Raw genomic sequence first — 15,936 nt, forward strand, 5'->3', positions numbered from 1 at the left:
CATGACGACCGCGGACACCCCGCTCACCGTCGCGGTGCGCGTGAAGCCCGGCGCGGCCCGGGCCCGGGTGGGCGGCCGGTTCGACGGGCCGTACGGCCCGGCCCTGGTCGTCGCCGTGCACGCGCCGGCGGTGGACGGCCGGGCCACCGAGGCGGCCCGGCGCGCGCTGGCCGACGCGCTCGGCGTCCGGCCGGCGGTGGTGTCGCTGCGGTCCGGCGCCGCCAGCCGGGACAAGCTCTTCCTGGTCGAGCGCCCGGCCGACCGCCTGCCCGAGGTGCTGCGTCGGCTGCGCGACGGCAGCGCGGAATGAGGGTCCGGCGGGCCGGTACGCGATGACGCCGGGGCTGAACCTCGCGCTGCTGGTGGGCGCCGCCGTGCTGCTGGTCGCGGTGGGCGCGGTGCGCTTCTCCACCCGGCTCGGCGTGCCCAGCCTCCTGGTCTACCTGGCGCTCGGCGTGCTCATCGGCGAGGCCGGCCTGGGCATCCGCTTCGACGACGTCGAGTTGACCCGGGTGCTGGGCTTCTGCGCGCTCATCGTGATCATCGCCGAGGGTGGCCTGAGCGCCCGGTGGAGCACGCTGCGGCCGGTGCTCGGCCTGGCGGCCGTGCTCTCCACGGTCGGCGTGGTGGTCAGCATCGTGGTCGTCGGCGTGGTGGTGCACCTGCTGCTCGGCCTGGACTGGCGGCTGGCCCTGCTCTACGGCGCGGTGCTCTCCTCCACCGACGCCGCGGCGGTCTTCGCCACGCTGCGCCGGCTGCGCCTGCCGCCCCGGCTGGTGGCCACGCTGGAGGCCGAGTCCGGGATGAACGACGCCCCGGTGGTCCTGCTGGTGCTGCTGCTGTCCCGGGCCGGCGTGGCGGCGGCCCACCCCTGGTGGTACGAGGCGCTGCTGCTCGGGTACGAGTTGGGTGCCGGCGCGGCGGTCGGCGTGGGCGCGGGCCTGGCCGGGCGGTACGCGCTGCGTCGCGCCGCGCTGCCCTCGGCCGGCCTCTACCCGATCGCGGTGGTGGGCTTCACCGTGCTGGCGTACGCGGCCGGTTCGGTGCTGCACGCCTCGGGCTTCCTCGCCGTCTACGTGGCCGGGGTGCTGCTCGGCAATTCGAACCTGCCGCACCGGCAGGCCATCCTCGGGTTCGCCGACGGGCTGGCCTGGCTGGCCCAGATCGGCCTGTTCGTGCTGCTCGGGCTGCTGGTCTCGCCGACCCGGCTGGACGCGGCGGTGCTGCCGGCCGTGATCACCGGACTGGCCCTGCTGTTGTTCGCCCGGCCGCTGTCGGTGGCGGTCTCCGCGCTGCCGTTCCGGGTCTCCCGGCGCGAGCAGCTCTTCCTCTCCTGGGCCGGGCTGCGCGGCGCGGTGCCGATCGTGCTGGCCACCATCCCGCTCTCGCTGCGGGTGCCGGGCGCGGACCGGCTCTTCGACGCGGTCTTCGTGCTGGTGGTGATCTTCACGCTGCTCCAGGCCGGCACGCTCGCTCCGGCCGCCCGCCGGTTGGGCGTGACCGCGCCTGCGGAGGCGAGCGAGATCCTGCTGGAGACCGCGCCGCTGGAGCGGATGCGGGCCGACCTGCTCCAGTTGGAGGTGCCGCCCGGCTCCCGGCTGGGCGGGGTGCACGTGGACGAGCTGCGGCTGCCGGTGGGCGCGGCGGTCACGCTGGTGCTGCGTGACGGGGTCGGGTTCGTGCCCGGCCCGGACACCCGGCTGAAGGTGGGGGACAGCCTGCTCATCGTGGCCACCGCGGGGGTGCGGGACGCCGCGGAGCGGCGGCTGCGGGCGGTCAGTCGTCGCGGTCGCCTGGCCCGGTGGTTTGGGGAGTACGGCGAGGACCGGACCGGCTGATCTGCTAGCGTTCCTTTTGCCCCGATAGTTGGCACTTCGGGGCGGAAACCCGGAGCGACGGTGCGGCACGTTGTCGGACGCCTGTACGTTCCGTATTCTTGCCAACCTCCGGAGTGCACGGCGGGGCGCCGTGTGCCCCGTTCCGTTCGCGGGGGACGCGCCGGTGCCCCCTGCCCACGTACCGCTGACCGCCGCGCCACTGCGGCTGAGGGAGCTGACGATGGCGAAGCCAGCCGACACCAGGACCGCCGGTCGCAAGCCGGTGGCGAAGGCCACCCGCAGCGCGACGGAGACCGAGAAGATCCGGGCCGCGCTGGCGGCGCGGCGGGACGAGCTCAACGCCGAGTACGATCAGACGCTGAGCGAGATCACCGAGCTGCAGCGCGACCGGCTGACCGACTCGGCCGGGGACGACCAGGCCGACACCGGCACCAAGACGTTCGAGCGTGAGCAGGAGATCTCTCTCGCCAACAGCATCAAGGAGCGGATCACGCAGGTCGAGCGCGCGTTGGAGCGGCTCGACGAGGGTGGCTACGGCTGGTGCGAGCGGTGCGGCAACCCGATCCCGGTGGAGCGGCTCGCCGCGTTCCCGTCGGCCACCCTCTGCGTGAGCTGCAAGCAGCTGGCGGAGCGGCGCTGACGTCGTCCGCTCCCCGGCGGCCGAACCGCAGACGGTGACCGCCACCGTCGCGAACGTCGATGGGGAGCAGATGACCGCAGCACCGCCCGCCGGGTCCGGCACCACCGAGTCGGGGGCCGGCGCGCCCCGCCGCACGGCGGTCGGCCTGCTGCTCGGCGTCGCCCTTTTCTCGCTTCTTGCGGACCTGGGCACGAAGCAGCTCGCGCTCAGCGAGCTGCCCGGCCGGGAGGAGCCGCTGTCGGTGCTCGGCGGCGCCGTCTACTTCACCCTCACCCGCAACAGCGGGGCCGCCTGGAGCATCGGCGCGGACCACACCTGGATCTTCCCGCTGATCACGTTCGCGGTGATCGGGTGGATCGGCTGGATGGCGCTGCGGCTGCGCTCACTGCCGTGGGCGGTGTCGCTGGGCCTGGTGCTGGGCGGGGCGCTGGGCAACCTCACCGACCGGATCTTCCGGGCGCCGGGGCACTTCGTCGGCCACGTGGTCGACATGATCAGCCTGTTCGGCCCGTACGGCGAGCACTACCCGGTGTTCAACCTGGCCGACAGCTCGCTGGTCTGCGGCGTGGTGCTGGCGGTCTTCCTGGAGCTGACCGGCCGGCAGCGCGACGGCTCCCGGGCCGGCGCGAAACCCACCACCGACGACACCCGGGCCGACGAGAAGGAGCGCGCGTGACCGCCGCGTACGCCACCGGTGGCGACCACCGCTCCCTGCCGGTCCCGGACGGGCTCGACGGCATGCGGCTGGACCAGGCCGTGTCCCGGCTGTTCGGGCTGTCCCGCACCGCCGCGGCGGCGCTCGTGGACGCCGGGGACGCGCTCGTCGACGGCGTGGCCCGGGCCAACTCGCACAAGGTGAAGGCCGGCGCCTGGCTGGAGGTCACGCTGCCCGCGCCGGCCGCCCCGCCGACCGTGGTGCCGCAGGCGGTGCCCGGCCTGACCGTGGTCTACGCCGACGACGACATCGTGGTGGTCGACAAGCCGGTCGGGGTGGCCGCGCACCCGAGCCCCGGCTGGACCGGCCCGACCGTGATCGGCGGGCTGGCCGGCATCGGCCACCGCATCTCCACCAGCGGCGCCGCCGAACGGCAGGGCGTGGTGCACCGGCTCGACGTGGGCACCACCGGGATCATGGCGGTGGCCAAGAGCGAGCTGGCCTACACCGCGTTGAAGCGCGCCTTCAAGGAGCGCGAGGTGGAGAAGCGTTACCACGCCGTGGTGCAGGGCCACCCGGACCCGCTGCGCGGCACCATCGACGCGCCGATCGACAGGCACCCGCACCACGACTACCGCTGGGCGGTGGTCTCCGGCGGCAAGCCGAGCATCACGCACTACGACACGCTGGAGGCGTTCCCCTCGGCCAGCCTGCTCGACGTGCGGCTGGAGACCGGGCGTACGCACCAGATCCGGGTGCACTTCTCCACCCTGCGGCATCCCTGCGTGGGCGACCTGACCTACGGCGCGGACCCGACCCTGTCGGCCCGGCTCAAGCTGTCCCGGCAGTGGCTGCACGCCCGCTCGCTGAGTTTCCGGCACCCGCGCACCGGCGACGAGGTCACGTTCGTCAGCGACTACCCGGACGACCTGGCCCGGGCGCTGGAGATCCTGCGCGACTGACCGTGGACGACGACGACACCGCGCCGCCGCGCCGCGCGCGTGCCGCGGCGCTCACCTGGCTCGCGCTCGGCTGCGCGCTGCTGGTGCTGGTGGTGGCCGTCGCGCAGCGGCGGGACCGGCCGGTCGGTGACCGCACGGTCGGCGAGGTGACCCGCGTCGGGGTGGCCGCCGGCGGGTCCGTTCCGGCGTACCAGCGGGCCGCCGGCGCGGAGCTGGCCCGGCTGGACGCGCCGGACGGCTGGGCGCTCGTCACGTTCGCCGCCTACCTGACGCCAGCCCGGGTGGCGACCGCGTTGGCCGGGACGCCGGTCTCGGCGGTGATCGCGCGCGTGCCGCTGCCCGGCCGGCAGACCGAGATCGTCCGGATCGCCGCGCTGCGGCTGCCCGACGACGTGGTCGGCGGGATGGCCGGGGTCGCCGCACGCAAGGACCGGGAGGCCGCCGACTACCGGGCCCGCGCCGCCGCCCCGGCGGCCACCGCCGATCCCGGGCTGCGTCGGGAGTACGACACCGGCGCGGCGGTCGCGGCCCGGGAGGCGGCCGGCTACCGGGCCGGGTGCGCCTGTGTCTACGCCGCGGTGGTCCGGGCCGCGCCGGACGCGCTGCGCGCGCTCGCCGACCGTCCCGGCGTACGGGTGGTGGATCCGGCGCCGGAGGTGACCCGGTTGGACCGGACCGTGTTCACCCCGCCGCTGCCCGAGCAGCGGGACGTGGCCCGGCCACCGGCCGACACCGGCCCGACCGGGGACGGCGGAATGGGCGATTCGTCGGAAGCCGCACCGACAGTGAGCGGACCTTCACCGGCCGGTCGGTCGCCGGTCCCCGGCTCCGCTCCGGCCAATGCCACTCCCACCTCCTGAGACGCCCGGATGCGCGCCGGTCCGCCGGGTGCCACGGTGAGCAGAGCCACCGGGCGATGTGCGGCGCGGGGAGTGGTCCGAATAGGGTTTCGTTCGTAGCCTGTCAGGCGTCAGATCGATGGGCTGGGGGAGGGCGAATCCTTGGACGGCAGCGAGACCGGCTGGGGTCGGCAGGGTGAGCCGGCACCGCGGTGGCGGGCGCTGCTCGACCGGGCCCGGCTCGGCGGTCGCGGCGCGGAGCACGCCGACGCCGACCGGCACGCCGAGGAATCCGTGCCGCCGCCCCCCGAAGCGCTGCCGCGCCGTGGCGCGGGCACCGGCTGGACCGGCCGCGCCGCCGCCGTCGGTCGCGCCGCCGACGGGTCGTACGCCGCCGAGCCCGGCTACCGGGCCGAGGCCACGTTCCGGGTGGACCCGGCCTTCCGCGCCGACCCGCGACTCGACGGCGAGCCGGCGTACCGGGCGGAACCGGCGTACCGCACCGATCCGGAGCCGGTGGCCGAGCCGTCCTGGCGGGCCGAGCCCTCCTACGCCCCGGAGCCGCGCGAGCCGTCCTGGCGCGTCGACCCGTCCTACGCCACGGAGTCCCCGGTCGAGCCGCGCGCGGAGCCGTCCTGGCGACCCGAGCCGTCGTACCCCGCGGAGCCGCCGGTCGAGCCGTCCTGGCGGGCCGAGCCGGAGCCGCGCGGGCGGGCCGAGGCGCCTGTCGAGTCGCGATACTCCCTGCTCGACGGCGGCTATCGTCCCGCACCGCCGCCCGCGGAGTCCCGTTACGCGTTGCTGGACCGCGGCCGGTACCGGCCCGGCATCCCGCCGCCGCCGGAACCACCCGTCGTGCCCACCCCGCGCCGGCCGGTCGAGGCACGGCCGGGCCGGATCGAGGCGGCCCCGGCGCGGTGGCGCGCCCCGGCGCCGGACGCCGAGCTGGAACGGGCCACCGGTGTGCTCCGCCGCGAGCTGGGCACCCCCCGGGTGCTCGCGTTCGCCAACCCCAAGGGCGGGGTGCACAAGACCACCGCCACCGTGCTCGCCGCCGCGACCGTGGGCAGCGTGCGCGGGCGCGGGGTGCTCGCCTGGGACGACAACGAGCTGCGGGGCACGTTGGGCCTGCGGGCCGGCAGCGCCCGACACGCCCGCACCATCCGCCACCTGGTCCACGATCTCGCGCAGATCGAGATCCTCGACGGCGACACCCTGCTGTCCCACCTCGACGACTACCTGCGGCACGCCGCCGACGGCTCGTACGACGTGCTGGCCGGCGAGGAGAGCCCGCGCTTCGCCCAGCGACTCGACCAGTTCACCGTCAGGCGGGTGCTGGAGCTGCTGCGCCGCACCCACGAGGTGGTCTGCGTGGACACCGGCAACAACGTGGAGAGTCCGAACTGGCGCACCGTCATGCAGGCCGCCGACCAGCTCGTGGTGACCACCGTGCCGCGTGAGGACGCCGCCTTCAGCGCGGACTGGATGCTCGATCTGCTGCACGAGGTGGGCATGGGCGAGCTGGCCGACAACGCGGTCACGTTGATCTCCTGCCCGACGCCGGGGCGCACCTCGCTCCAGGACGACCTGGAACGGCACTTCGCCACCCGTACCCGGGCGGTCACCGTGGTGCCCTACGACCCGGCGCTGGAGACCGGCTCCTCGATCGAGTACCACCAGCTCCAGGCCGAGACCCGGCACGCCTGGCTGAAGGCGGCGGCGGTGATGGTGGAGCCGTTCGCGCGCTGAGCGCCCGACCACCGCCCCACGCCGTGCCCGGGCCTGAGAGGATCACCGGGTGAGCCCGGACACCCCTGACCCCGAGCGGACCGCCGACCGTCCCGGCGCCGCGGAGCAGCCGCCCGCCGAGCAGCCGTCCGGCTGGCCCGGTGGCCTTCCGGTGCCCGCCGGCACCCCGGTCACCGCGCCCGGCGCGGCCCCGCTCGCCGGCCATCCGGACGTCGTCCAGGAGCTGCCCGGCGCGCGCCGCGACGGCGGCCGGCCGGTGGCGACGGTCCTCGGCGTGGCGGCGCTGCTCACCGCGCTCGGGGTGCCGCTGGGTCTGCTGTGGGCGTGGGCCGCGCCGGGCACGCCGGTGCGGCAGACGCCGGACGGCGCGGTGTACGCGGTCCCGCAGCCGGAGCAACCGATCGCGGCCGACGGCTGGTTCAGCCTGCTCGCGCTCGGCTTCGGGGTCCTCTCCGCCATCGCGCTGTGGGTGCTGCTGCGCCGACGGCGCGGCCCGGCCGGCCTGCTCGCGGCGACGCTGGGCGGCCTCGGCGCGGCGGTGGTGGCCTGGCAGGTGGGCCGGCGGATCGGGCTGGGCACCTTCCAGCGGCTGCTGGACACCGCGCCACCGGGCACCGACTTCACCAAGCCGGCCGACCTGCGCGCCGGCGGTGTCGACTGGTTCGGTCCGCTGCCCCTGCCGCACGGCAACCTGCTGCTCGCGGCGTTCGGCGCGGCCGTCACGTACACGTTGCTGGCCGGCTGGTCGCGATGGCCGTCGCTGCGCCCCGAGCCGGAGCCCGGTGCGTGGCCGGCCCCGCCCGGCCCGGACGGCGGGTGGCCGGCGGCGTCGGGCCCGGGCGGCGGGTGGCCGGCGGCGTCGGGCCCGGGCGGCGGGTGGCCGGCGGCGTCGGGCCCGGACGGCGGGTGGCCGGCGGCGTCGGAGAGCGCTGGCCCCGGGCCGGTCGGCCCGGGGCCGAGGGACGGCGGCCGGTCGGACCCGCCGGGGTTCAGTTCGGCGCCGGAAGACCCGCCAGCTCGCTGAGCGGCACCGGCACCGCCCGGACCTGGCGCAGCAGCGCCGACTCGCGGTTGAGCAGGCGCAGCTCGGCGCGGAGCCGACCGGGGGTGTCGTCGATGGCGAGCAGTCGCTGCCGGTCGGCGACGGTCAGCGCGGCGGTCGCCGCGACCAGGTGCGACAGCACGGTCGGGTCCTCCGGGAGCTGCTCGGAGATCTCCTCCTGGTCCGGCCGGATCAGGCCGAGATAGTTCCGGAACACCGAGATCACCCGGGCCGCCAGCACGTCGGCCACCTCGTCCGGGCCGGCCGGCTCGGGGAGCCACTCCACCTCGGCGGTGAGGTACGGCTCGGCGTCGTCGTCGATCTCGGCGATGCGGAACCGGCGCCGGCCCACCGTGACGATGTCGAACCCGCCGTCGGCCAGCTCGGTGACCTGCCGCAGCTCGGCCGTGCAGCCCACCTCGTGCAGGGTGATCTCGCCGCCGGCCAGCCCGGAGCGGCCCGGCGGCCCGGCCGGCGCGACCTCCCAGCCGGCCTGGATCGCCACCACGCCGAACTCGCGTGGCGCGCCCTCTGGCAGCCCGACCAGGTGGCGGACCAGGGCTCGGTAGCGCTCCTCGAAGATGTGCAGCGGAAGGACCAGCCCGGGGAAGAGGACGGTCCCGAGCGGGAACACCGGCAGCCGTGCGCTCACGTGATCGAGCGTAGCTCCCCCACGCCCGGCCTGGGTGTCCCGGCTCACCGTCCCGGCGTGCGGGCGGCCCCGGCCGGTCCGATCGGCGGCGGCCTAGACTCGCAGGTGTGCTGAATCGGATCGACCTGCGCGGCGGGGTGCCCGACCCGCGCCGCCTGCTGCCCCGTGCCCAGCTCGACGTCTCCGTCGCGGTCGAGCGGATCCGCCCCCTCGTCGAGGCGGTCCGCGAGCATGGCTACCCGGCGATCCGGGAGGCCAGCGAGCGGTTCGACGGCGTCGCGCCGGAGCATCTGCGGGTGCCGGTCGAGGTGATCCGCGCCGCCGAGGGTGAGCTGGACCCGCAGGTCCGCGCCGCGCTGCTGGAGTCGATCACCCGGGCCCGCAAGGTCCACGCCGACCAGCGCCGGACCGACCACACCACGACCGTGGTGCCCGGCGGCACGGTGACCGAGCGGTGGGTGCCGGTCGACCGGGTGGGCCTCTACGTCCCCGGCGGCCTGGCCATGTACCCGTCGACGGTGGTGATGAACGTGGTCCCGGCCCAGGCGGCCGGGGTGCGCTCGCTGGTGGTGGCGAGTCCGCCGCAGAAGGACAACGACGGCCTGCCCGACCCGCGGGTCCTCGCCGCCTGCGCGCTGCTCGGCGTCGACGAGGTGTACGCGGTCGGCGGCGCCCAGGCGGTGGCCATGCTCGCGTACGGCGCGACGGTCGACCCGGCCGGCGACGAGCGCTGCGACCCGGTCGACATGATCACCGGGCCGGGCAACATCTGGGTCACCGCCGCGAAGCGGCTGCTGCGCGGCGTGGTCGGCATCGACGCCGAGGCCGGCCCGACCGAGATCGCCGTCCTGGCCGACCACACCGCCGACCCGGCGCACGTCGCCGCCGACCTGATCAGCCAGGCCGAGCACGACCCGCTGGCAGCCAGCGTGCTGGTCACGCCGTCGACCGAGCTGGCCGACGCGGTCGACGCCGAGCTGGCCCGGCGGGTGCCGGCGGCCAAGCACGCCGAGCGGATCGGCACCGCGCTGCGCGGCGAGCAGAGCGGCGTGGTCCTCGTCGACGACCTGGCGGCCGGGCTGCGGGTGGTCGACGCGTACGCGGCCGAGCACCTGGAGATCCAGACCGAGAACGCCCGCGAGTGGGCGTTGCGGGTGCGCAACGCCGGTGCGATCTTCGTGGGCGCCTGGTCGCCGGTGTCGCTCGGCGACTACTGCGCCGGCTCCAACCACGTGCTGCCCACCGGCGGCTGCGCCCGGCACTCCTCCGGGTTGTCCGTGCAGTCCTTCCTGCGCGGCGTCCACCTGGTGGAGTACACCGAGCAGGCGCTGCGCGAGGTGGCCCCGCACGTGGTCACGCTGGCCGGCGTGGAGGACCTGCCGGCGCACGGCCAGGCGGTCCGCGTCCGCTTCCCCGGAGACGACTCGTGACCACGCTCGACGACCTGCCGATTCGGGACGACCTGCGCGGACGCTCCCCGTACGGCGCGCCGCAGCTCGACGTGCCGGTGCGGCTGAACACCAACGAGAACTCCTACCCGGTGCCCGAGCCGGTGGTCGAGGCGATCGGCAAGGCGGTCGCGGCCGAGCTGCGTGACCTCAACCGCTACCCGGACCGGGACGCGGTGGCGCTCCGCGCCGACCTGGCGGCGTACCTGGGCCACGACCTCACCGCCGACCACGTGTGGGCGGCCAACGGCTCGAACGAGATCCAGCAGCAGTTGCTCCAGGCGTTCGGCGGCCCCGGGCGCACCGCGCTCGGCTTCACCCCGGCGTACTCGATGCACCCGCTGTTGGCGCTCGGCACCGGCACCCGGTGGATCCCCGGCGTCCGGGGCGCCGACTTCGGGCTGACCGCCGCCGACGCGGTCGACCAGGTTCGCGCGCACCGCCCGGACGTGGTGTTCCTCTGCTCGCCGAACAACCCGACCGGCACCGCGCTCGACCCGGCCGTGGTCGCCGCCGTGCTGGCCGAGGCGCCCGGCATGGTGGTGGTGGACGAGGCGTACGCGGAGTTCGCCCGGCCCGGCACGGTCAGTGCGCTCGCCGTGCTGCCCGGCCACCCCCGGCTGGTGGTCACCCGCACCATGAGCAAGGCGTTCGGGTTCGCCGGCGGCCGGCTGGGTTACCTGGCCGCCGACCCGGCGGTGGTGGCGGCGGTGCAACTGGTCCGGCTGCCGTACCACCTCTCCGCGCTCACCCAGGCCGCCGCCCGGGCGGCGCTGGCGCACCGGGACGCGTTGCTCGGCACCGTCTCCGCGATCATGGTCCAGCGCGACCGGATCGTCGCCGAGCTGCGCGCGCGGGGGCGCCGGGTGGCCGACAGCGACGCCAACTTCGTGCTGTTCGACGTCGGCGGCGACCAGGGCGTCGCCTGGCGTACCCTGCTCGACGCCGGCGTGCTGGTCCGTGACGTCGGCCTGCCCGGTTGGCTGCGGGTCACCGCCGGAACCCCGGCCGAGACCGACGCCTTTCTGTCCGCGATGGAGAAGTTGTCATGAACCGCACCGCCCGGATCGAGCGGGTCACCAACGAGACCAAGGTGCTCGTCGAGATCGACCTCGACGGCACCGGCAAGGCCGACATCGAGACCGGCGTCGGCTTCTACGACCACATGCTGAACCAGATCGCCCGGCACGGCGGCTTCGACCTGACCGTGCACACGGTCGGCGACCTGGAGATCGACGCGCACCACACCATGGAGGACACCGCGCTCGCGCTGGGCTCGGCGTTCGACCGGGCGCTGGGCGACAAGGCCGGCATCCGGCGGTACGGCTCGGCCACCGTCCCGATGGACGAGGTGCTGGTGCGGGCCGCGGTCGACCTGTCCGGCCGGCCGTACGTGGTGCACGACGAGCCGGCGCTGTCGCCGTACATCGGGCCGGTCTACCCGACCAGCATGACCCGGCACATCTGGGAGTCGTTCGGTCAGTCGGCCCGGGTCACGCTGCACGTGGACGTGCTGCGGGCGGCCCGGCCCGGCGGCCACCCGGACGCGCACCACGTGGTCGAGGCCCAGTTCAAGGCCGTGTCCCGGGCGCTGCGTGAGGCGACCGCGATCGACCCGCGCAGCGCCGGCGTGGTGCCCAGCACGAAGGGCGCCCTGTAGCGATGAAGGTGTTGCCGACGCTGCTGCTGATCCTGGCCGGGGTGCTGGTCGGCGGGACGTGGTCGCTGTACAAGCAGGGCGCGGCCCGCGCCGCCGTGGTGGTCACCGGCCTGCTGGCCGTGCTGGCCACCGCCGGCGGGCTGCTCTGGCTGCTGCCCGGGGAGGGCTGATGGCCCGGCGGGTGGTGGTGCTCGACTACGGCTCGGGCAACCTGCGTTCGGCCGAGCGCGCGCTGGAGCGGGCCGGTGCGGACGTCACCGTGACCGACGACCTGACCGCCGCCGCCGGGGCCGACGGCCTGGTGGTGCCGGGCGTCGGCGCGTACGCCGCGTGCATGGCGGGCATCGAGGCGCTCGGCGCCGGCCCGGTGATCGCCGAGCGGGTGGCGGCGGGCCGCCCGGTGCTCGGCATCTGCGTCGGCATGCAGGTGCTCTTCGAGCACGGCGACGAGCACGGCGTCGTGACCAAGGGCCTGGGCCTGCTGCCCGGCGGGGTGACGAAGCTGCCCGCGCCGCGCCTGCCGCACATGGGCTGGAACACGGTGCGCCCGCCGGTCGGGTCGGTGCTCTTCGCCGGCCTGCCGGCCGACGCCCGGTTCTACTTCGTGCACTCCTACGGGGTCACCGACCCGGCCGCGCTCGCCGCCGCCGGCGCCGTCGTGACCACCGCGCACCACGGCGGCGACTTCGTCGCGGCGGTGGAGCGGGGGGCGCTGTCCGCCGCCCAGTTCCACCCGGAGAAGTCGGCCGACACGGGTGCGGCGCTCCTGCGCAACTGGCTCGGCACTGTTGAGTAAGGAGCGGGCCCGCCGTCGGGCGGCCCGCGAGGCCGAGCAGGAGCGGGAACGCGCCGTCCGGGCCCGGCGGGTGGCCCGTCGGGAGCGGCGCCGGGCCTGGGTACGTCGGCTGACGCCCCGGCTGCGGCGGGGGCGCACCGGTCGGCTGCGCCGGCACAGCCGGCGGGAGCGGGCGGCCATCGTGCTGCTCACCGCCGTCGCGGTGATCGGCATCTGGAGTTTCGTCGACGACCTCGCGCTGCGTCTGGCGTTGGTCGTGTTGTTGCTGCTGGTCCTGCCGGCGATCGTGGTGATCGCGTTGGACCGTCGTTGAGGATGCGAGGAGACAACCGTTGAGCCTTGACCTGTTGCCCGCCGTGGACGTCGCCGACGGCCAGGCCGTCCGGCTCGTGCAGGGCGCCGCCGGCAGCGAGACCGCGTACGGCGACCCGCTGGAGGCGGCGCTCGCCTGGCAGTCCGACGGCGCGGAGTGGATCCACCTGGTCGACCTGGACGCGGCGTTCGGTCGGGGCTCCAACGCGGCGCTGCTCGCCGAGGTGGTCGGCAAGCTCGACGTCAAGGTGGAGCTGTCCGGCGGGATCCGCGACGACGAGTCGTTGCGGGCGGCGCTGGGCACCGGGGCGGCCCGGGTCAACATCGGCACCGCCGCGTTGGAGGATCCCGAGTGGTGCGACCGGATCTGCGGCGAGTACGGGGACCGTGTGGCGATCGGGCTGGACGTGCGCGGGCGTACCCTCTCGGCGCGGGGCTGGACCCGCGACGGCGGTGACCTCTACGACGTGCTGGCCCGGCTGGACGCGGCCGGCGCGGCGCGGTACGTGGTCACCGACATCACCAAGGACGGCACCATGCGGGGGCCGAACCTGGATCTGCTGCGCGAGGTGTGCGCCCGCACCGACGCGCCGGTGATCGCCTCCGGCGGGGTGTCCACGCTCGACGACCTGCGGGCGCTGGCCACGCTGGAGCCGGTCGGCGTGGAGGGCGTGATCGCCGGCAAGGCGCTCTACGCCGGCGCGTTCACGGTCGCCCAGGCGCTCGCCACGCTGCGGGCCGGCGCGTGACGATCGAGGTGGGCGGGTCGCCGGTGGTGACCCGGCTCGGCTCGGGCGGCCCGTGGGAGGCGCTCTACGGCTACTCCCGGGTGGTCCGGGCCGGCTCGCTGGCGATCACCGCCGGCTGCACCTCCATGGTGGACGGTCGGGTGGCGCACGTGGGGGACGCGGCGGCGCAGACCGCGCAGGCGATCCGGATCGGCCTGGACGCGCTGGCCGAGGTGGGCGCGGAACCGGCCGACGTGGTCCGGACCCGGATGTACGTGACCGACCGGCTCTACGTCGACGAGGTGGGCCGGGCGCACAACGCGGTGTTCGGCCCGGTTCGTCCGGTGGCCACCATGGTGGTGGTGGCCGGTCTGCTCGACCCGGAGCATCTGGTCGAGATCGAGCTGGAGGCGTACGTCCCCGGGCCCTGAGCCGGCCCGCCCGGCCCTACCTCTCTCCGACCCGGAGAGAGGTAGGTCGTGAGGCGCTACCAACTTGATGGCGTGGATGGGTCAACGCCTGTGCGCCCGATCTCCGGCGCGTTGAGTCGTTTACGCCATCAAGTTGGCAGGGCCGCTCGCTCGTCCTTCCGCCGAAGCGGCGGCTATAGGTTGTGCACAACTTGATTGCGCGCTACAGTTCGACGGGTGACCGATGATCTGGTGCTGCGCCGGCAGGTGTGCTTCGCGCTCTACGCGGCGTCGCGCGCCCTGACCGACGTCTACCGGCCCATCCTCGACGAGCACGGCCTGACCTACCCGCAGTACCTGGTGCTGCTGGTGCTCTGGGAGCGCGACGACGACGCCCCCACGGTCTCCGAGCTCGGCGCGCGGCTCCGGCTCGACTCCGGCACGCTCTCCCCGCTGCTCAAGCGGCTGGAGGGGGCCGGCCTGGTGGTGCGAACCCGCTCGGCCGCCGACGAGCGCCGGGTCGAGGTGGGCCTCACCGATCGCGGCCGGGCGCTGCGGGAGCGGATGGCGGACGTGCCGATGCGGGTGGCCGTGGCCACCGGCCTCACGGCGGCCGAACTGGTCAATCTCCGCGACACGCTCACCCGGGTCACCGAGACGATCCACCGACAGAAGGAGCAGTGACAATGCAGGTCCTCTACACCGCGTCCGCCAAGGCCACCGGCGACGGTCGCGACGGCCACGTCCGCACCTCCGACGGCACCGTCGACCTGAACCTCGCGGTGCCGAAGGAGATGGGCGGCGCCGGCGGCGCGGCCAACCCCGAGCAGCTCTTCGCGGCCGGCTACGCCGCCTGCTTCCACTCCGCGCTGCGCATCGTCGCCCGCCAGGCCAAGGCGGACGTCGCCGGCTCGGTCGTCGAGGCCGAGGTGGGCATCGGCCCGAACGGCAGCGGCGGCTACGGCCTGACCGTGACACTGGTCGTGGACCTGCCCGCCGTCGAGCGGTCGGCCGCCGAGAAGCTGGTCGAGGCGGCCCACCAGGTCTGCCCCTACTCGAACGCGACCCGCGGCAACATCGAGGTCGCGCTGACCGTCCGGGAGGCCCTGTGAGCAGCGTGAACCGGGAGATCCACCTGGCGTCCCGCCCCGAGGGCTGGCCGACCGCCGACAACTTCCAACTGGTCACCACCGACGTGCCGACGCCGGGGCCGGGTCAGGTCGTGGTGCGCAACCAGTTCATGTCCGTCGACCCCTACATGCGGGGACGGATGAACGACGTCAAGTCGTACGTCCCGCCGTTCGCGCTCGACGCCCCGCTCGACGGCGGCGCGATCGGTGAGGTGGTGGCCGGCGAGGCCGCGGGCGTCAAGCCCGGCGACATCGTGCTGCACGGCCTGGGCTGGCGCGAGTACGCGCTTGTCGACGCGACGGCCGTCCGCAAGGTCGACGCCGGCCTCGCGCCGGTCAGCGCCTACCTGAGCGTGCTCGGCATGACCGGGCTGACCGCGTACGCCGGGCTGCTCGACGTGGCCGCCATGAAGCCGGGGGAGACGGTCTTCGTCTCCGGCGCGGCCGGCGCGGTGGGCTCGATGGTCGGGCAGATCGCGAAGCTGCGCGGCGCCGGCCGGGTGATCGGCAGCGCCGGCTCCCGGGCGAAGGTCGAGCGGCTCGCCGCGCTCGGCTTCGACGCCGCCTTCGACTACCACGACGGGCCGGTGTACGAGCAGCTCAAGGCCGCCGCCCCGGACGGTGTCGACGTGTACTTCGACAACGTCGGCGGGGAGCACCTGGAGGCCGCGATCGGGGCGATGAACCTGCACGGCCGGGCCGCCATCTGCGGCATGATCGCCCAGTACAACTCGGCCGAGCCGCCGGCCGCCCCGCGCAACCTGGCGCTGGTGATCGGCAAGCGGCTGACGCTGCGCGGCTTCCTCGTCGGTGACCACGGTCACCTGCGCGAGCAGTTCGTGCAGGAGGTGGCCGGCTGGCTGCGCGAGGGTCGCCTGTCGTACGACGAGACGGTGGTCGACGGCATCGAGCAGGCCCCGGACGCCTTCCTCGGCCTGCTGCGCGGCGAGAACCTCGGCAAGATGCTCGTCCGCCTCTGACCCGTTACCTTTTTGATCGTCCCCAGCCGGGGACCCTCGGTCGCCCGGCCCGGTATGACTTCCTGCCCCTGTCGTTCGGATGATCCGGGGGGTGT

The 15,936-nt window shown here is 75.1% G+C and carries 20 protein-coding genes; 19 read left to right on the forward strand and 1 reads right to left on the reverse strand.

Going from position 1 to position 15,936, the window contains the following annotated elements:
* The first annotated feature begins 1 nt into the window (after position 1).
* From AB0B02_RS22460 to AB0B02_RS22495, 8 genes are all read left to right on the forward strand, one after another.
* Positions 2 to 310: a DUF167 domain-containing protein gene (locus tag AB0B02_RS22460; RefSeq protein WP_281936580.1), complete on the forward strand. Its 309-nt coding sequence runs from the start codon at positions 2 to 4 to the stop codon at positions 308 to 310.
* Positions 311 to 332: 22 nt separating this feature from the next.
* Entirely contained in the window at positions 333 to 1,838 is a 1,506-nt protein-coding gene (locus tag AB0B02_RS22465; protein ID WP_107157597.1) for a potassium/proton antiporter, read from the forward strand.
* Between the two features lie 220 nt (positions 1,839 to 2,058).
* The gene (locus AB0B02_RS22470; RefSeq protein ID WP_281936578.1) at positions 2,059 to 2,478 is read left to right on the forward strand and encodes a TraR/DksA C4-type zinc finger protein; all 420 of its coding nucleotides are present in this window, start codon (positions 2,059 to 2,061) and stop codon (positions 2,476 to 2,478) included.
* 70 nt (positions 2,479 to 2,548) lie between these two features.
* A complete protein-coding gene (lspA, locus tag AB0B02_RS22475) occupies positions 2,549 to 3,154 on the forward strand; it encodes a signal peptidase II (RefSeq protein ID WP_281936577.1) in 606 nt (201 codons plus the stop codon).
* Positions 3,151 to 4,095, forward strand: a complete 945-nt coding sequence (locus tag AB0B02_RS22480; RefSeq protein ID WP_357303126.1) for an RluA family pseudouridine synthase — start codon at positions 3,151 to 3,153, stop codon at positions 4,093 to 4,095. The genes lspA and AB0B02_RS22480 overlap by 4 nt, the downstream gene beginning before the upstream one ends.
* A 2-nt stretch (positions 4,096 to 4,097) precedes the next feature.
* Positions 4,098 to 4,955, forward strand: coding sequence for a hypothetical protein (locus tag AB0B02_RS22485; protein ID WP_357303130.1), 858 nt, complete (start codon positions 4,098 to 4,100; stop codon positions 4,953 to 4,955).
* A 141-nt stretch (positions 4,956 to 5,096) separates the two neighbouring features.
* Positions 5,097 to 6,683, forward strand: a complete 1,587-nt coding sequence (locus AB0B02_RS22490; protein WP_357303133.1) for an ATPase — start codon at positions 5,097 to 5,099, stop codon at positions 6,681 to 6,683.
* A gap of 49 nt (positions 6,684 to 6,732) precedes the next feature.
* The gene (locus AB0B02_RS22495; protein WP_357303136.1) at positions 6,733 to 7,707 is read left to right on the forward strand and encodes a DUF2567 domain-containing protein; all 975 of its coding nucleotides are present in this window, start codon (positions 6,733 to 6,735) and stop codon (positions 7,705 to 7,707) included.
* Here AB0B02_RS22495 and AB0B02_RS22500 read toward each other — a convergent pair.
* Positions 7,673 to 8,377 (reverse strand): LON peptidase substrate-binding domain-containing protein, encoded by a 705-nt coding sequence (locus AB0B02_RS22500; RefSeq protein ID WP_357303139.1) that lies wholly within the window; start codon positions 8,375 to 8,377, stop codon positions 7,673 to 7,675. The genes AB0B02_RS22495 and AB0B02_RS22500 overlap by 35 nt on opposite strands.
* 107 nt (positions 8,378 to 8,484) lie before the next feature.
* Between AB0B02_RS22500 and hisD the strand changes: the two genes are divergently transcribed.
* The 11 genes from hisD to AB0B02_RS22555 all read left to right on the forward strand — a co-directional run bounded on the left by hisD (position 8,485) and on the right by AB0B02_RS22555 (position 15,841).
* Positions 8,485 to 9,807, forward strand: coding sequence for a histidinol dehydrogenase (gene hisD / locus AB0B02_RS22505; RefSeq protein ID WP_357303142.1), 1,323 nt, complete (start codon positions 8,485 to 8,487; stop codon positions 9,805 to 9,807).
* On the forward strand, positions 9,804 to 10,877 hold the full coding sequence (locus tag AB0B02_RS22510; RefSeq protein ID WP_281936564.1) for a histidinol-phosphate transaminase: 1,074 nt from the start codon (positions 9,804 to 9,806) through the stop codon (positions 10,875 to 10,877). Before hisD ends, AB0B02_RS22510 begins: the two co-directional genes overlap by 4 nt.
* Complete coding sequence (hisB, locus tag AB0B02_RS22515; RefSeq protein ID WP_281936562.1) at positions 10,874 to 11,485, forward strand: imidazoleglycerol-phosphate dehydratase HisB; 612 nt, start codon at positions 10,874 to 10,876, stop codon at positions 11,483 to 11,485. Before AB0B02_RS22510 ends, hisB begins: the two co-directional genes overlap by 4 nt.
* A gap of 2 nt (positions 11,486 to 11,487) precedes the next feature.
* Positions 11,488 to 11,655: a hypothetical protein gene (locus AB0B02_RS22520; protein WP_199199777.1), complete on the forward strand. Its 168-nt coding sequence runs from the start codon at positions 11,488 to 11,490 to the stop codon at positions 11,653 to 11,655.
* A complete protein-coding gene (hisH, locus tag AB0B02_RS22525; RefSeq protein ID WP_281936559.1) occupies positions 11,655 to 12,281 on the forward strand; it encodes an imidazole glycerol phosphate synthase subunit HisH in 627 nt (208 codons plus the stop codon). The genes AB0B02_RS22520 and hisH overlap by 1 nt, the downstream gene beginning before the upstream one ends.
* Positions 12,274 to 12,594 (forward strand): hypothetical protein, encoded by a 321-nt coding sequence (locus AB0B02_RS22530; RefSeq protein WP_281936557.1) that lies wholly within the window; start codon positions 12,274 to 12,276, stop codon positions 12,592 to 12,594. Before hisH ends, AB0B02_RS22530 begins: the two co-directional genes overlap by 8 nt.
* A 19-nt stretch (positions 12,595 to 12,613) precedes the next feature.
* On the forward strand, positions 12,614 to 13,342 hold the full coding sequence (gene priA / locus AB0B02_RS22535) for a bifunctional 1-(5-phosphoribosyl)-5-((5-phosphoribosylamino)methylideneamino)imidazole-4-carboxamide isomerase/phosphoribosylanthranilate isomerase PriA (RefSeq protein ID WP_357303148.1): 729 nt from the start codon (positions 12,614 to 12,616) through the stop codon (positions 13,340 to 13,342).
* The gene (locus tag AB0B02_RS22540) at positions 13,339 to 13,752 is read left to right on the forward strand and encodes a RidA family protein (protein WP_357303151.1); all 414 of its coding nucleotides are present in this window, start codon (positions 13,339 to 13,341) and stop codon (positions 13,750 to 13,752) included. The genes priA and AB0B02_RS22540 overlap by 4 nt, the downstream gene beginning before the upstream one ends.
* A gap of 216 nt (positions 13,753 to 13,968) precedes the next feature.
* Entirely contained in the window at positions 13,969 to 14,415 is a 447-nt protein-coding gene (locus tag AB0B02_RS22545; RefSeq protein ID WP_281936551.1) for a MarR family transcriptional regulator, read from the forward strand.
* Between the two features lie 2 nt (positions 14,416 to 14,417).
* Entirely contained in the window at positions 14,418 to 14,843 is a 426-nt protein-coding gene (locus AB0B02_RS22550) for an organic hydroperoxide resistance protein (protein ID WP_357303155.1), read from the forward strand.
* Positions 14,840 to 15,841, forward strand: a complete 1,002-nt coding sequence (locus AB0B02_RS22555) for an NADP-dependent oxidoreductase (protein ID WP_357303158.1) — start codon at positions 14,840 to 14,842, stop codon at positions 15,839 to 15,841. Before AB0B02_RS22550 ends, AB0B02_RS22555 begins: the two co-directional genes overlap by 4 nt.
* The last annotated feature ends 95 nt before the right edge of the window (positions 15,842 to 15,936 follow it).

The organism is Micromonospora sp. NPDC049240 (genome assembly GCF_040647835.1).
In the GTDB taxonomy this organism is placed as follows: domain Bacteria; phylum Actinomycetota; class Actinomycetes; order Mycobacteriales; family Micromonosporaceae; genus Micromonospora.

Excerpts from the sequence above, each read along its gene's own strand:
- AB0B02_RS22550 (WP_357303155.1), top strand. The coding sequence starts at position 14,418 with ATGCAGGTCCTCTACACCGCGTCCGCCAAGGCCACCGGCGACGGTCGC.
- AB0B02_RS22470 (WP_281936578.1), top strand. The coding sequence starts at position 2,059 with ATGGCGAAGCCAGCCGACACCAGGACCGCCGGTCGCAAGCCGGTGGCG.
- hisB (WP_281936562.1), top strand. The coding sequence starts at position 10,874 with ATGAACCGCACCGCCCGGATCGAGCGGGTCACCAACGAGACCAAGGTG.
- AB0B02_RS22520 (WP_199199777.1), top strand. The coding sequence starts at position 11,488 with ATGAAGGTGTTGCCGACGCTGCTGCTGATCCTGGCCGGGGTGCTGGTC.
- AB0B02_RS22465 (WP_107157597.1), top strand. The coding sequence starts at position 333 with ATGACGCCGGGGCTGAACCTCGCGCTGCTGGTGGGCGCCGCCGTGCTG.
- hisH (WP_281936559.1), top strand. The coding sequence starts at position 11,655 with ATGGCCCGGCGGGTGGTGGTGCTCGACTACGGCTCGGGCAACCTGCGT.
- lspA (WP_281936577.1), top strand. The coding sequence starts at position 2,549 with ATGACCGCAGCACCGCCCGCCGGGTCCGGCACCACCGAGTCGGGGGCC.
- AB0B02_RS22460 (WP_281936580.1), top strand. The coding sequence starts at position 2 with ATGACGACCGCGGACACCCCGCTCACCGTCGCGGTGCGCGTGAAGCCC.